At 64.2% G+C, this 15019-nt stretch carries 12 protein-coding genes and 1 pseudogene; 12 read left to right on the forward strand and 1 reads right to left on the reverse strand.

Translation table 11 applies throughout. From position 1 onward, the window contains the following. Positions 1-337: 337 nt before the first annotated feature. Positions 338-1402, reverse strand: coding sequence for a tRNA epoxyqueuosine(34) reductase QueG (gene queG / locus BMY03_RS21190; protein WP_023630646.1), 1065 nt, complete (start codon positions 1400-1402; stop codon positions 338-340). A gap of 64 nt (positions 1403-1466) precedes the next feature. Here queG and BMY03_RS21195 point away from each other — a divergent pair, with 64 nt between their 5' ends. From BMY03_RS21195 to BMY03_RS27055, 12 genes and pseudogenes are all read left to right on the forward strand, one after another. Then, on the forward strand, positions 1467-2318 hold the full coding sequence (locus tag BMY03_RS21195; protein WP_038706895.1) for an NAD(P)H-hydrate dehydratase: 852 nt from the start codon (positions 1467-1469) through the stop codon (positions 2316-2318). After that, a complete protein-coding gene (tsaE, locus tag BMY03_RS21200; protein ID WP_023631735.1) occupies positions 2306-2779 on the forward strand; it encodes a tRNA (adenosine(37)-N6)-threonylcarbamoyltransferase complex ATPase subunit type 1 TsaE in 474 nt (157 codons plus the stop codon). Before BMY03_RS21195 ends, tsaE begins: the two co-directional genes overlap by 13 nt. Beyond that, positions 2780-4222, forward strand: a complete 1443-nt coding sequence (locus tag BMY03_RS21205) for an N-acetylmuramoyl-L-alanine amidase (protein ID WP_376780524.1) — start codon at positions 2780-2782, stop codon at positions 4220-4222. It begins immediately after the preceding gene. Then, complete coding sequence (gene mutL, locus BMY03_RS21210; RefSeq protein ID WP_038706893.1) at positions 4219-6117, forward strand: DNA mismatch repair endonuclease MutL; 1899 nt, start codon at positions 4219-4221, stop codon at positions 6115-6117. Before BMY03_RS21205 ends, mutL begins: the two co-directional genes overlap by 4 nt. Before the next feature lies 1 nt (position 6118). After that, complete coding sequence (miaA, locus tag BMY03_RS21215; RefSeq protein ID WP_094012214.1) at positions 6119-7090, forward strand: tRNA (adenosine(37)-N6)-dimethylallyltransferase MiaA; 972 nt, start codon at positions 6119-6121, stop codon at positions 7088-7090. A 94-nt stretch (positions 7091-7184) separates the two neighbouring features. Further along, a complete protein-coding gene (gene hfq, locus BMY03_RS21220; RefSeq protein ID WP_023629894.1) occupies positions 7185-7445 on the forward strand; it encodes an RNA chaperone Hfq in 261 nt (86 codons plus the stop codon). Positions 7446-7463: 18 nt separating this feature from the next. Then, complete coding sequence (gene hflX, locus BMY03_RS21225; RefSeq protein ID WP_023629895.1) at positions 7464-8765, forward strand: ribosome rescue GTPase HflX; 1302 nt, start codon at positions 7464-7466, stop codon at positions 8763-8765. Positions 8766-8861: 96 nt separating this feature from the next. Continuing rightward, complete coding sequence (gene hflK / locus BMY03_RS21230; protein ID WP_038706892.1) at positions 8862-10046, forward strand: FtsH protease activity modulator HflK; 1185 nt, start codon at positions 8862-8864, stop codon at positions 10044-10046. Beyond that, the gene (gene hflC / locus BMY03_RS21235; RefSeq protein ID WP_023629896.1) at positions 10046-10915 is read left to right on the forward strand and encodes a protease modulator HflC; all 870 of its coding nucleotides are present in this window, start codon (positions 10046-10048) and stop codon (positions 10913-10915) included. The genes hflK and hflC overlap by 1 nt, the downstream gene beginning before the upstream one ends. Positions 10916-11208: 293 nt before the next feature. Then, a complete protein-coding gene (locus BMY03_RS21240; protein WP_038706891.1) occupies positions 11209-12396 on the forward strand; it encodes an ATP phosphoribosyltransferase regulatory subunit in 1188 nt (395 codons plus the stop codon). A gap of 55 nt (positions 12397-12451) precedes the next feature. After that, the gene (locus BMY03_RS21245; RefSeq protein ID WP_028688256.1) at positions 12452-13744 is read left to right on the forward strand and encodes an adenylosuccinate synthase; all 1293 of its coding nucleotides are present in this window, start codon (positions 12452-12454) and stop codon (positions 13742-13744) included. A 1057-nt stretch (positions 13745-14801) separates the two neighbouring features. Then, positions 14802-15014 (forward strand): annotated as a pseudogene (locus tag BMY03_RS27055) (methyl-accepting chemotaxis protein); the annotation flags it as partial. Between the last annotated feature and the right edge of the window lie 5 nt (positions 15015-15019).

The raw sequence follows: 15019 nt of genomic DNA on the forward strand, positions 1-15019 counted from the left end.
CGGCGAGTCACTTTTTGTCAAACGCGACAAAAAGTAACCAAAAAACGCTGCGCTCCATTCATCCGGCCCTCCGCTTCGCTCCGGGTTCCCTCACTCCGGCCTTACTCCCGGGAGGACCGCGCTGAACGCCCCATCCTGGGGCGCAGCGCTTGACGGGCATTCATGCCCGTCACCTCCCTCCGCAAGACCTGCGTTCGGCCTCCTGAAGTCGCGAAGTTACGGGCGGCGCCTGCACTGGCGCAGCTGGCGCTCGCAGGCTATGGGGTTGACCTTTTGATCGCCAAAGGCAAAGGCAAAGACAAAGGCAAAGGCAAAGGCAAAGTCGAAGCAGCGAGCTTCAAAGGGCGTTGTGGCGAGCCAGGGCCCATTCCACGTGTTCGCGTACCAGCTCCGAAGGATCATCCCGCCGCGCATTGAGCGCCTCCAGCACGGGGATGGTCGACGGGGCGTTGCCAAGCCCCACCGCGAGGTTGCGCAGGAACCGTTCATACCCCGCCCGGCGCAATGGCGAGCCTTCGGTGCAGCCGAGAAAACGCTTTTCATCCCACAGGAACAGTTCGGCCAGCTCGATATTGTCCAGCCCCCGGCGGGGCATGAAGTCGTCTTCGGTCGTGGTCTTGGCGAAACGGTTCCACGGGCAGACGATCTGGCAATCGTCGCAACCAAACACTCGGTTACCGATCAATGAACGCAGTTCCATTGGAATGGCCCCGCGCAATTCGATGGTCAGGTACGAGATGCAGCGCCGGGCATCGAGCTGATAGGGCCCGACGAACGCCTGGGTCGGGCAGATGTCCAGGCAGGCCTGGCACCGCCCGCAATGATCGCTACCCTGCACGCCGTCGATCGGCAGCGGCAAGTCGACGAACAACTCGGCGAGGAAGAAATAGCTGCCCGCCTTGCGGTTGAGCAGCAGGGTGTTCTTGCCTATCCAGCCAAGGCCGGCCTCCTGGGCCAGGGCTTTCTCCAGCACCGGAGCGCTGTCGACGAAGGCGCGGTAGCCGAACGGGCCGATGGCTTCCTGGATGCGGTCGGCGAAGTGCTGCACCCGCTTGCGCACCAGCTTGTGATAGTCGCGGCCCAGGGCATAGCGCGAGATGTAGGCTTTTTCAGGGTCCGCCAAGCGCTTTGCCATCTGCGTGTCGCCGGGCAGGTAGTCCATGCGCAGCGAGATCACCCGCAAGGTGCCGGGTATCAGCTCGGCCGGGCGCGAGCGCTTGTTGCCATGCTCGCCCATGTACTCCATCTCGCCATTGTGGCCAGCGGCCAGCCAACGCTGCAGGTGCTGTTCGTGCTCGCCAAGGTCGACACCGGCGATGCCGACATGGGCAAAACCGAGTTCGCGGCCCCAATCCTTGATCGATTGGGCCAGTGTGGCGATGTCTGGAAGGTCGGCGGACATGTATGAACAAGCATTACAAGCGGAGGTGCGTATAATTCTGCCAGACATCGGAGCCTTTGACCCCATGCCTCAGACCAAACACCCCCCATTACCGCTCAGCAGCCTGACCTTGGCCAGGTTGCCGCCACGTGCTGCTGATGCCCACAAGGGCGATTTCGGCCATGTGCTGGTGGTCGGCGGCGACCTGGGCACAGGCGGCGCGGTCATGCTCAGTGGCGAGGCGGCGTTGCGTTGCGGCGCCGGCCTGGTCAGCGTCGCCACCCGCCCCGAGCACGTAGCTGCGGGGCTGACACGCCTGCCCGAGACCATGTGGCTGGGCGTGAGCTCGGCCAACCAGCTGATGCCGCTGCTCGAGCGTGCCACGGTGCTGGTGGTCGGCCCTGGCCTCGGCCAGGCCGGGTGGGGGCGCAGCCTGTTGTCGGCGGTGGCCAATGCCCACCGACCACAGGTGTGGGACGCCGATGCGCTCAACTTGCTGGCGCGCACGCCACTGGCACTGCCCAGCGGCAGCATCCTCACCCCGCACCCCGGCGAGGCCGCGCGCCTGCTGGGGATTTCCACCGAGGCGGTGCAGGCTGACCGGCCGGGTGCGGCGCGCAAGCTTGCGCGTCGTTACGCCAGCGTCTGTGTGCTCAAGGGCGCCGGCACGTTGGTGGCCGACCCTGCCGGGCAACTGGCTTTTTGCGGCCGTGGGCACCCAGCCATGGCCGGTGCCGGATTGGGCGATGTGTTGACTGGCGTGCTGGCAGCCTTGCTGGCCCAGGGGCTGGATGCCTGGCAGGCCGCGTGCCTGGGGGTGTGGCTGCATGCGTGCGCCGGCGAGCGGTTGGGTGTCAAAGGTAGAGGGCTGGCGGCCAGTGATCTGGTGCCGGTCATTAGAGCGTTATTGGAGGAGCATTCAGCGTGTCAGGCATAACCCTGTTTCTGGGCGACGAGGACGCCACCGTCGCCTTTGGCGCGAAACTGGCCGAAGTGACCAAAGGTCATGGTGTGATTTTTCTCGAGGGCGACCTGGGGGCCGGCAAAACCACCCTGTCCCGCGGGCTGATCCGGGGCCTGGGTCATACCGGCCCGGTGAAAAGTCCGACATTTACCGTGGTTGAACCCTACGAGATAGGTGATGTTCGCGCCTTCCATTTCGACCTCTATCGTCTGGTCGACCCGGAAGAGCTTGAATTCATGGGCATTCGCGATTATTTCGAGGGCGATGCATTGTGCCTGTTCGAATGGCCCGATAAAGGTGCGGGCGTTTTGCCAAAGCCCGACCTGACCATTACCATAAGCCCGCAAGCGGGCGGACGTTCGCTGAACCTTTCGCCGCAGGGGGCACGCGGCGAAGCCTGGTGTGCCGTTCTGGCCAAAGAATTCATACAGTAAGTGGGGAAAGGTATGCGCATACGCGCACTGGTCGCTGTCGTTGGGCTGCTGCTGACCGCGGTGACCGTTGACGCTCTGGCCGTCACTCAAGTCAAGAGCATGCGCCTGTGGCGCGCTCCGGACAACACGCGGCTGGTCTTCGACCTGTCCGGGCCTGTGCAGCACAGCGTCTTCACCCTCACCGCTCCCGATCGTCTGGTGATCGACATCAACGGTGCCACCCTGGGGGCGCCGCTGAACGTCTCCACCTCGAACACGCCGATCACCAGCGTGCGTTCGGCCCAGCGCACGCCCACCGACCTGCGCGTGGTGGTCGACCTGAAGAAAGCCGTGTCGCCGAAGAGCTTCACCCTGGCCCCGAACGCCCAGTATGGCAATCGCCTGGTGGTCGACCTGTACGACCAGGAAGCCGACGCCATCGCCGCCAGCAACCCGACACCGCCGCCGACACCGCAGCCACCGGCCACCACGCCGGCGGTGCCCGTCACCCCGGCGCAGCCGGCGATCAAGTTGCCACCGGCACCGAGTGGCAAGCGTGACATCGTGGTCGCCATCGACGCCGGCCACGGCGGCGAAGACCCGGGCGCGTCCGGCTCGCGTGGCCAGCACGAGAAAGACATCGTGCTGGATATCGCCAAGGAACTGCAGCGCCAGATCAACTCCGAGAAGGGTTATCGCGCCGAGCTGACCCGCACCGGCGACTACTTCATCCCGCTGCGCAAGCGCACCGAGATCGCCCGCAAGAAGGGCGCCGACCTGTTCGTCTCGATCCACGCCGACGCCGCGCCGTCCAAGGCTGCCTTCGGCGCCTCGGTGTTCGCCCTGTCCGACCGCGGTGCCACCTCCGAGACCGCCCGCTGGCTGGCCGACACGGAAAACCGCTCCGACCTGATCGGCGGTGCCGGCAACGTCAGCCTCGACGACAAGGACCGCATGCTGGCCGGCGTGCTGCTCGACTTGTCGATGACCGCCACCCTCAGTTCCAGCCTCAATGTCGGGCAGAAGGTGCTTGGCAACATGGGCCGGGTCACGCCGCTGCACAAGCAGCGGGTGGAGCAGGCCGGGTTTATGGTGTTGAAGTCGCCGGACATCCCTTCGATCCTCGTTGAAACCGGGTTCATCTCCAATGCCAACGAGGCGGCCAAGCTGGCTACCCGCAGTCATCAGCAGGCCTTGGCGCGTTCGATCCATACCGGTGTGCGTCAGTTCTTCCAGCAGAACCCGCCGCCTGGCACCTACATTGCCTGGCTGCGTGACAGCGGCAAGATCGCCGAGGGCCCGCGTGAGCACACCGTGCGACCGGGCGAGACCCTGGCGATGATCGCCGTGCGCTACCAGGTGAGTGTTGCCGCCCTGCGCAGCAGCAACAGCCTGAAAAGCGATGAGTTGAAAGTCGGCCAGCACCTCGACATTCCGACCACCGCCCTGGCGTCCCAGCGATGAGTGGCGGCTCGCGCATCCAGCTGCTCAGCCCGCGGCTGGCCAACCAGATTGCCGCCGGCGAGGTAGTCGAACGTCCCGCGTCGGTGGCCAAGGAACTGCTGGAGAACAGCCTCGACTCCGGTGCCCGGCGTATCGAGGTCGAGGTCGAGCAGGGCGGCGTGAAGTTGCTGCGGGTGCGCGACAATGGCAGCGGCATCGCCCCTGACGACCTGCCGCTCGCCCTGGCGCGCCATGCCACCAGCAAGATTCGTGAGCTGGAAGACCTCGAAGGTGTGCTCAGCCTCGGGTTTCGCGGCGAGGCGCTGGCATCGATCAGCTCGGTCGCCCGCCTGACCCTCACCTCGCGTACTGCCGAGGCGAGCGAGGCCTGGCAGGTGGAGACCGAGGGGCGCGACATGCTCCCGCGGGTGCAGCCGGCGGCTCATCCGGTCGGCACCTCGGTCGAAGTGCGTGACCTGTTCTTCAATACCCCGGCCCGACGCAAGTTCCTCAAGGCCGAAAAGACCGAATTCGATCACCTGCAGGAGGTGATCCGGCGTCTGGCGCTGGCGCGCTTCGACGTGGGCTTTCACCTGCGGCACAACGGCAAGACCATCTTCAGCCTGCATGAGGCCGCCGACGAGATGGCGCGGGCGCGGCGCGTCGGCACCATCTGCGGCCCGGGCTTCCTCGAGCAGGCGCTGCCGATCGATGTCGAGCGCAACGGCCTGCGCCTGTGGGGTTGGGTGGGCTTGCCGACCTTCTCGCGCAGCCAGGCCGACCTGCAGTACTTCTTCGTCAATGGCCGCGCGGTGCGCGACAAGCTGGTCGCCCATGCGGTGCGCCAGGCTTATCGGGATGTGCTGTTCAATGGTCGGCACCCGACCTTCGTGCTGTTCCTCGAGTGCGACCCGACTGGCGTGGACGTCAACGTCCACCCCACCAAGCACGAAGTGCGCTTCCGTGAAGGGCGCATGGTCCATGACTTCCTCTACGGCACCTTGCACCGTGCCCTGGCCGATGTGCGCCCGGAAGACCAGCTTGCCGCGCCGGCGGCCAGCGACGAACTGGTCCGCCCCAGCGGCTTGCAGGCTGGCGAGTTCGGCCCCCAAGGCGAAATGCGCCTGGCCTCGCCAGTGCTCGAGCAGCCTCAGGGCGAGCAGCGGGGCTTCGCTTCGAGCGGTTCGGGCGCGGGCTATCAGTACCAGTATACGCCCAGGCCCTCCCAGCCGCTGAATGCCGGCGAGGCGCAGGCGGCCTACCGCGAGTTCTACGCCCCCCTGGACAATGCCGCCGCCGCGCCGAGCGCGTTGCCGGAAAGCCAGGGCGATATCCCACCGCTCGGCTACGCGCTGGCGCAGCTCAAGGGGATCTATATCCTTGCCGAGAACGCCGTCGGCCTGGTGCTGGTGGATATGCACGCCGCCCATGAGCGGATCATGTACGAGCGTCTGAAGGTGGCCATGGCCAGTGAAGGCTTGAGCGGCCAGCCATTGCTGGTGCCCGAGTCGCTGGCGTTGAGCCAGCGCGAAGCCGATTGCGCCGAGGAGCATGCCCAATGGTTCCAGCGCCTGGGCTTCGAACTGCAGCGCCTGGGCCCGGAAACCCTGGCGATCCGCCAGATCCCGGCCTTGCTCAAACAGGCCGAGGCTAATCGCCTGGTGCAGGATGTGCTGGCGGACCTCATGGAGTACGGCACCAGTGACCGTATCCAGGCGCACCTCAACGAGCTGCTGGGGACCATGGCCTGCCATGGCGCGGTGCGGGCCAACCGGCGTCTGGCCATCCCGGAGATGAACGCCTTGCTGCGCGACATGGAGAACACCGAGCGCAGCGGCCAGTGCAACCACGGCCGACCGACCTGGACTCAGATGGGCCTGGACGATCTGGACAAGCTGTTCCTGCGGGGGCGATGACATGAGTGCCAGACCTCCGGCGATTTTCCTCATGGGCCCGACCGCGGCCGGCAAGACCGACCTGGCGATCGAGCTGACCAGCAAGCTGCCCTGCGAGCTGATCAGTGTCGACTCGGCGCTGGTCTATCGCGGCATGGACATCGGTACCGCCAAGCCCTCCAAGGAAGTGCTGGCCGCGCATCCGCACCGCCTGATCGACATTCTCGACCCCGCCGAAAGCTACTCGGCCAAGCGTTTCTGCACCGATGCACTCCAAGCCATGGCCGAGATCACCGCGCGCGGCAAGATCCCGCTGCTGGTTGGCGGCACCATGCTCTACTACAAGGCACTGGTCGATGGCCTGGCGGACATGCCGCCAGCCGATGCCACGGTCCGCGCCGAGCTCGAGGCACAGGCGCAGGCCCTCGGCCTGGCCGAATTGCACCGGCAACTGGCCGAAGTCGATCCAGAGTCGGCGGCGCGCATTCATCCGAATGACCCGCAGCGGCTGATCCGTGCGCTTGAAGTGTACAAAGTGAGCGGCGAGAGCATGACCGCCCACCGTCAGCGTCAATACGCGCAAAGTAGCGGCGCAGACGCAGGCGCGGGCGAGCATTTGCCCTATACTGTCGCCAGCCTGGCGATAGCGCCTACAGATCGTCACATTTTGCATCAGCGAATTGCGTTACGATTTTCACAGATGCTGGAACAGGGCTTTGTCGACGAGGTCCGAACGCTGCGGGCCAGAAGTGACTTGCACGCCGAGCTGCCGTCTATAAGGGCAGTGGGGTATCGGCAGGTGTGGGACTACCTCGACGGCAAGCTGAATGAGAATGAGATGCGTGAACGCGGTATCATTGCCACGCGTCAGCTGGCCAAGCGGCAATTCACCTGGTTGCGCGGCTGGTCCGACGTCCACTGGCTGGATAGCCTGGCCTGCGACAATCTGTCCCGCACCTTGAAATACCTGGGGACCGTCTCCATATTGAGCTGAGTCCCTGCCAGTTGCCGTCTATTCTTGCGAAGGGGCGGCATAATTTATCGATTTTCTTGATTTTCTATTATTGATCCTTACAGGAGTGCGGCATATGTCAAAAGGGCATTCGCTACAAGACCCTTACTTGAACACCTTGAGAAAAGAAAAAGTCCCGGTTTCGATCTATCTGGTCAACGGGATCAAGCTGCAGGGCCAGATCGAATCCTTCGACCAGTTCGTCGTGCTGCTGAAAAACACCGTCAGCCAGATGGTCTACAAGCACGCCATTTCGACCGTCGTCCCAGCACGCCCGGTTCGTCTGCCAAGCCCGACCGATGGTGAGCACGGCGACAGCGAGCCAGGCAACGCTTGAAAAAAGTAGGAGCCTGCATTGTTCTTTGAGCGCCACGGTGGTGGTGAGCGAGCGTTGCTCGTTCACTTGGAAGGTCAGAACCCTGAGGCGCGCGAAGACCCGCAGGAGTTTCAGGAGCTGGCGCTGTCGGCCGGAGCCGATATCGTTTCGCTGGTGACAGTGGCGCGGCATCAGCCCACCGCCAAGTTTCTGATCGGCAGTGGCAAGGTCGAGGAGTTGCGCGACCTGGTCCATTCGGCCGAAGCCGACCTTGTGATTTTCAATCACACCCTCACGCCCAGCCAGGAACGCAACCTCGAGCGCGTCTTCGAGTGTCGCGTGCTGGACCGTACCGGGCTGATTCTCGATATCTTCGCCCAGCGGGCGCGTACTCACGAAGGCAAGCTGCAGGTCGAACTGGCCCAGCTCGAGCACATGAGCACGCGACTGGTACGCGGTTGGACCCACCTTGAGCGGCAGAAAGGCGGTATCGGCCTGCGTGGCCCGGGTGAAACCCAGCTCGAAACCGACCGCCGCCTGCTGCGGGTGCGCCTGCGCCAGATCAAGGCACGCCTGGAGAAGGTGCGCAGCCAGCGCGAGCAGGCCCGTCGTGGGCGCAAGCGCGCCGACATTCCTTCGGTGTCGCTGGTGGGTTATACCAACGCCGGTAAATCGACCCTGTTCAACGCACTCACGCAATCCGATGTGTATGCCGCGGACCAGCTGTTCGCCACCCTCGACCCGACCTTGCGCCGGCTCGAGCTGGCCGACCTGGGGCCGATCGTGCTGGCCGACACCGTAGGTTTCATCCGCCACCTGCCGCACAAGCTGGTCGAGGCATTTCGGGCTACGCTCGAAGAGTCGAGCAACTCCGACCTGCTGCTGCACGTGATCGATGCCCATGAGCCCGAGCGCATGGAGCAGATCGAACAGGTACTGGCGGTGCTGGGCGAGATCGGTGCCGAGAGCTTGCCGATCCTCGAGGTCTATAACAAACTCGACCTGCTCGAAGATGTCGAGCCGCAGATCCAGCGCGATGCCGATGGCAAGCCGCAGCGGGTCTGGGTATCGGCACGCGATGGACGAGGCCTGGAGCTGGTTGGCCAGGCGATTGCCGAGTTGCTGGGGGACGATCTTTATGTCGGAACCCTGTGCCTGGAGCAACGGTTTGCCCGCCTGCGCGCGCAATTCTTTGCCCTGGGTGCCGTGCAGAGTGAAGAGCATGATGAAGAAGGGCGCAGCCTGCTGAGCGTGCGACTGCCCAGGGTCGAGCTGAATCGCCTGGTCAGCCGCGAAGGCATGGAGCCGCAAGTGTTTGTCGAGCAACACACTTTGCAATAAATGCCCGTCGAGGTCGCCGGGCAGCCGTGACAGGCATTCTGTAGCATTGGACGGCGCGCCGTGGGCGCGTCTTTGCTTTATCAGATGGAGAGCGCTATGGCTTGGAACGAGCCGGGTGGCAACTCGAACAATCAGGATCCCTGGGGCGGCCGCCGTAATGGTGGCGGCGGTGGTGGCGACAAGAAAGGTCCACCGGATCTGGACGAGGCCTTCCGCAAGCTGCAGGACAGCCTGAACGGCATGTTCGGCAGTGGCAAGAAACGTGGCGGCGGCGGTGACCGCAATATCGGCAAGGGTGGCGGCTACGGGCTGCTGGGCATCGGCCTGGCGGCTCTGGCGGCAATCTGGCTGTACAACGCCGTCTATGTCGTGGACGAGCAGGAGCAGGCCGTGGTGCTGCGCTTCGGCAAGTACTACGAGACCGTCGGTCCCGGCCTGAATATCTACTTCCCGCCGATCGACCGCAAGTACATGGAAAACGTGACCCGCGAGCGGGCCTACACCAAGCAGGGGCAGATGCTCACCGAAGACGAGAACATCGTCGAAGTGCCACTGACCGTGCAGTACCGCATCAGCAACCTGCAGGACTTCGTGCTCAACGTCGACCAGCCGGAAGTCAGCCTGCAGCATGCGACTGACAGCGCCCTGCGCCACGTGGTGGGTTCCACCTCGATGGACCAGGTGCTGACAGAAGGCCGCGAGCAGATGGCCGTGGACATCCGCGAGCGTCTGCAGCGTTTCCTCGACACCTACCGTACCGGTATCACCGTCACCCAGGTCAACGTACAGAGCGCGGCAGCCCCGCGTGAAGTGCAGGAAGCCTTCGACGACGTGATCCGTGCCCGTGAGGACGAGCAGCGTGCGCGCAACCAGGCCGAGTCCTACGCCAACGGCGTGGTGCCGGAGGCCCGTGGCCAGGCGCAGCGCATCATCGAGGACGCCAACGGCTACCGCGATGAAGTCATCGCCCGTGCCAAGGGTGAGGCCGATCGCTTCACCAAGCTGGTCGCCGAGTACCGCAAGGCGCCGGAGGTCACGCGTCAGCGTCTGTACCTGGACACCATGCAGGAGGTCTACAGCAACTCCAGCAAGGTCCTGGTCACGGCCAAGGACGGGCAGAACAACCTGCTCTACCTGCCGTTGGACAAGATGGTCGAAGGCAGCCGCGGCACCAGTGCAGCGCCGTCCAGCAGCGTATCGCCGTCGGTCAATGACGCCGCCGCGCGTGCCGCCCAGGATCTGCAACCACAACCGCCGCTGCGTTCCAGGGAGAGCCGCTGATGAGCAATAAGTCACTGTTCGCCCTGATCGGCGCCGTGGTGCTGGCGATCGCCGCCTGGAACTGCTTCTACATCGTTTCGCAGACTGAACGCGCGGTACTGCTGCAGTTCGGCCGCGTGGTCAAGGCCGATGTCCAGCCTGGCCTGCACGTGAAGGTGCCGTACGTCAACCAGGTGCGCAAGTTCGACGCCCGCCTGATGACCCTCGACGCGCCGACCCAGCGTTTCCTGACGCTGGAGAAGAAAGCGGTGATGGTCGATGCCTACGCCAAATGGCGGGTCAAGGACGCCGAGCGCTTCTATACCGCAACGTCGGGTATGAAGCAGATCGCCGACGAGCGCCTGTCGCGTCGTCTGGAAAGCGGCCTGCGTGACCAGTTTGGTAAACGCACCCTGCACGAAGTGGTTTCCGGTGAGCGTGATGCGCTGATGGCGGATATCACCGCCTCGCTGAACCGCATGGCCAGCAAGGAGCTGGGTATCGAAGTGGTCGACGTTCGCGTCAAGGCCATCGACCTGCCCAAGGAAGTCAACCGCAGCGTGTTCGACCGTATGAGCACCGAGCGCGAGCGTGAAGCCCGCGAGCACCGTGCCAAGGGTAACGAACTGGCCGAAGGTATTCGTGCCGACGCCGACCGTCAGCGCCGCGTGCTGCTGGCCGAAGCGTACCGCGAAGCGGAAGAGACCCGCGGTGATGGCGATGCCCAGGCAGCTGCCATCTATGCCAAGGCGTACACGCAGGACGCCGATTTCTACGCGTTCTACCGTAGCCTCAAGGCCTACCGCGAAAGCTTCTCCAGCAAGAGCGACGTGCTGGTCCTGGATTCTAAGAACGAGTTCTTCCGCTTCCTGGACAAGAGCAAGCCCTGATCGTGCTCTCATGAGGGATTCGCCCCGCCGGGCAGCTAAAATGCCTGGTGGGGTGCATCCTGAATGAAAAGGGGTGTATGATGAGTCAGCCGGGAAATTCCCGGCTTTTTTGCGTCTGCAAGGTTGATTGGCAAACGGCCAGTTGACGGTTTGGTCAGGTCGCAAGGCAATTCGAGGGTATTGGCTACGGTGGTTGCGCTGGGATCAGTGCTGCCCGCTGTTGTGCGTCAATGCCTGCTTTACTCACGGCTCGCCAGCTGGCAGGCCGCCCGGACCAGAGGGGAAATGGCGTAATGGCAACGGTAGACCGCTGGCTACTGCCAGATGGCATCGAGGAAGTACTGCCACCTGAGGCCGCGCGCATCGAGATCGCGCGTCGTCAGGTGTTGGACCTGTTCCAGAGTTGGGGTTACGAACTGGTCGTCACCCCGCATATCGAGTACCTGGAGTCGCTGCTCACCGGCGCCGGCCAGGACCTGGACCAGCGTACCTTCAAGGTCGTCGACCCGCAGTCCGGCCGCCTGATGGGCTTCCGTGCCGACTTCACGCCGCAGGTGGCGCGCATCGACGCCCACACCCTGCGCCGTGAAGGCCCGAGCCGCCTGTGCTATGCCGGCAGCGTGCTGCATGCACAGCCGCGTGCCCTGTCGACCTCGCGCAGCCCGATCCAGCTGGGCGCCGAGCTGTACGGCGACGCCAGCCCTACCAGCGATGTCGAAGTCATCAGCCTGATGCTCGCCACGCTGCAACTGACCGATGTCGCCGATGTGCACATGGACCTTGGCCATGTCGGTATCTATCGCGGCCTGGCCCGTGCCGCCAACCTGTCCGGCGCGGTCGAGCAGCAACTGTTCGATGCCCTGCAGCGCAAAGCCGTCGATGAAGTGCAGGCGCTGACCGCAGACCTGCCGAAGGACCTGGGCAACATGCTGCGCGCCCTGTGCGAGCTCTGCGGTGGTCGTGAAGTGCTGGCCGAGGCCCGTGTGCGCCTGGGCCGTGCCCCCGCCAGCGTGCTGGCGGCGCTGGACGACCTGTTGGCGATCGCCGATCGCCTGGCTTCGCGCTACCCGGACCTGCCGCTGTACTTCGACCTCGGCGAATTGCGCGGCTACCACTATCACACCGGCGTGGTGTTCGCCGTGTTCGTGCCTGGCGAAGGTCAATCGATCGCCCAGGGCGGCCGCTATGACGACATCGGCGCCGATTTTGGCCGGGCACGCCCGGCCACCGGATTCTCCACGGATTTGAAGACCCTGGTCACACTGGGGCGAGCGGAGGTCGTATTGCCTGCTGGCGGCATCTGGATGCCCGACAGCAGCGATGCGGCCCTCTGGCAGATGGTCTGCCAGTTGCGCAACGAGGGCCAGCGAGTGGTCCAGGCTTTGCCTGGCCAGCCGCTGAGTGCTGCTCTCGAGGCGGATTGTGATCGGCAATTGATTCAGCAAGACGGGCGCTGGCAGGTTCTGCCGCTGACCCATTGAGATTCTTCGCCGGCAATGGGCCGGCACCAAGTTTGCGTGAATGAGGACAAATGTAATGGGTAAGAATGTCGTCGTCCTGGGCACCCAGTGGGGTGATGAGGGCAAAGGCAAGATCGTCGATCTGCTGACCGAACATGCTGCCGCCGTCGTGCGCTACCAAGGTGGCCACAACGCGGGCCACACCCTGGTGATCAACGGTGAGAAGACTGTTCTGCACCTGATTCCGTCCGGCATCCTGCGTGAAGGCGTGCAATGCCTGATCGGCAACGGCGTGGTCGTTGCCCCGGATGCCCTGATGCGTGAAATCACCAAGCTGGAAGAGAAGGGCGTACCGGTGCGCGAGCGCCTGCGCATTTCCCCGGCGGCTCCGCTGATCCTGTCGTACCACGTGGCCCTCGACCAGGCCCGTGAAAAAGCCCGCGGCGAAGCCAAGATCGGCACCACCGGTCGTGGTATCGGCCCGGCCTACGAAGACAAGGTGGCCCGTCGCGGCCTGCGCGTCGGCGACCTGTTCCACCGCGAGCGCTTCGCCGCCAAGCTCGGTGAGCTGCTGGATTACCACAACTTCCAGCTGGTGAACTACTACAAAGAGCCGGCCATCGACTTCCAGCAGACCCTGGACGAGTGCATGGCCTACGCCGAGCAGCTCAAGCCGATGATGCTCGACGTCACCGCCGAACTGCACAACCTGCGCCGCGCCGGCAAGGACATCATGTTCGAAGGCGCCCAGGGCTCGCTGCTGGACATCGACCACGGCACCTACCCGTATGTCACCAGTTCCAACACCACCGCCGGCGGCATCTCCACCGGTTCCGGCGTTGGCCCGATGTACCTGGACTACATCCTGGGCATCACCAAGGCCTACACCACTCGCGTCGGTTCCGGTCCGTTCCCGACCGAGCTGTTCGACGAGACCGGCGCCACCCTGGCCAAGCGTGGCCATGAGTTCGGCTCCACCACCGGCCGTGCCCGTCGTTGCGGCTGGTTCGATGCCGTGATCCTGCGTCGCGCCATCGACGTCAACAGCATCTCGGGCATCTGCCTGACCAAGCTGGACGTGCTGGACGGCCTGGAAACCATCAACATCTGCGTTGGCTACAAGAACGAGAACGGTGCCGTCATCGACGCGCCTTCCGATGCCGACAGCTACATCGGCCTGGAGCCGGTGTACGAAGAGATGCCAGGCTGGAGCGAGTCGACCTTGGGCGTTAAAACCCTGGAAGAGTTGCCGCAGGCCGCGCGCAACTACATCAAGCGCATCGAGGAGCTGGTCGGCGCGCCGATCGACATCATCTCGACTGGTCCGGACCGCAACGAGACCATCGTGCTGCGTCATCCGTTCGCCTGATCAGCTACTTGCTAGCTGACTGAACGCCGCGCCCCCGCAAGGAGGCGCGGCGTTTTCATATGGGTACGAAGTAGCGGGAGGCTTGCCCCGCGCGTGGCATCGGCGCAGGCAATTTCGCTGCCATGGATAATCGCCTCATATCTTTGGCATTTATACCTGCTGTCTCAGGCACAACCCTTGCTGTAAGAAGTTTCTGTAGATGCCATCAAAGTAATGGCGCCAGAAACACGAGGGTTACAACGTGTCTGCCATCCTTTCACTGTTACGAAGCCGCCTCTTGCGGCCTGTGTTTGTTGCGCTTGGTATCGCTCTTCTGGTGCAGGTGCTGGTTGCCGTTGCACTGACGCGGAGCACGGTCACCGCCCTGGAAGCCGATTTGGGGGCGCGCCTGGGCAATGACAGCCAGAAACTGGCTGCCGAACTGGAGCAGGCCGGGGAGGATGTCCGGGCTGGGCTCGACAGCCTTTCCGTCAGTACGCGTCAGCGTTTGAGTGCGGGCCTGTCCAGCCGTCTGCAGGATGAGCAGCAGCAGTTGCGCGCGACGCTGGAGGAAAATCTCAGGGACTCGGCCCATGAAATGGCCGATCTGTTGGCCTCGGTCGCGCCACGGGCGATCTGGGACAACGATGTGCCGATGCTCTCGGACTTCGCTCGCCGTGCCCAGCGCAATCCCAACGTGTTGTTCGTGATCTACGACGATGCCCAGGGCCAGCACCTGACCCGCTACCTCAACCGGCAGAACCCGATCAACCAGGCATTGATGGAAAAAGGCCAGGGCGAACGGGCGCTGGACAAGGTGCTGGATGCCGCACGCAAGGATTCGTCGGTGTACTTCGTAGAGGCGTCGATCAACCCCAACGGCGCAGAGATCGGCAAGGTGCTGATGGGCGTGTCCACCGCGGGCATCGACCAGGAGCTCAAGGCTCTGGATCAGCGCTTCGCGGCCTTGATCGCCAGTGGCGAGCAACTGGTCGGGGACAGCCTGGTGGCCGCCGCCGCCGACAGTGGCAAGGCCTTGCGTGCGCGCCTGGAGACAGCCCAGCACAGCGCCACGGCGATGCAGGCCAATACCGCGCAGACGGTGCGTGATGCCGCCGCCGAGCTGCGCTGGCGCATCGGCCTGGGTCTGGTGCTGGTCGGTCTGGGTGTGCTGCTGGTGGTGGCCGTGGTGCTCGGGCGTCGCGTCCTCAGCAAGCTCGGCCTGCTGATCGCCGCGTTGAACGACCTGGCCGCCGGCGAAGGCGACCTGACCAAGCGCGTCAAGCTCGACAGCCG

The organism is Pseudomonas soli (assembly GCF_900110655.1).
Classification (GTDB): domain Bacteria; phylum Pseudomonadota; class Gammaproteobacteria; order Pseudomonadales; family Pseudomonadaceae; genus Aquipseudomonas; species Aquipseudomonas soli.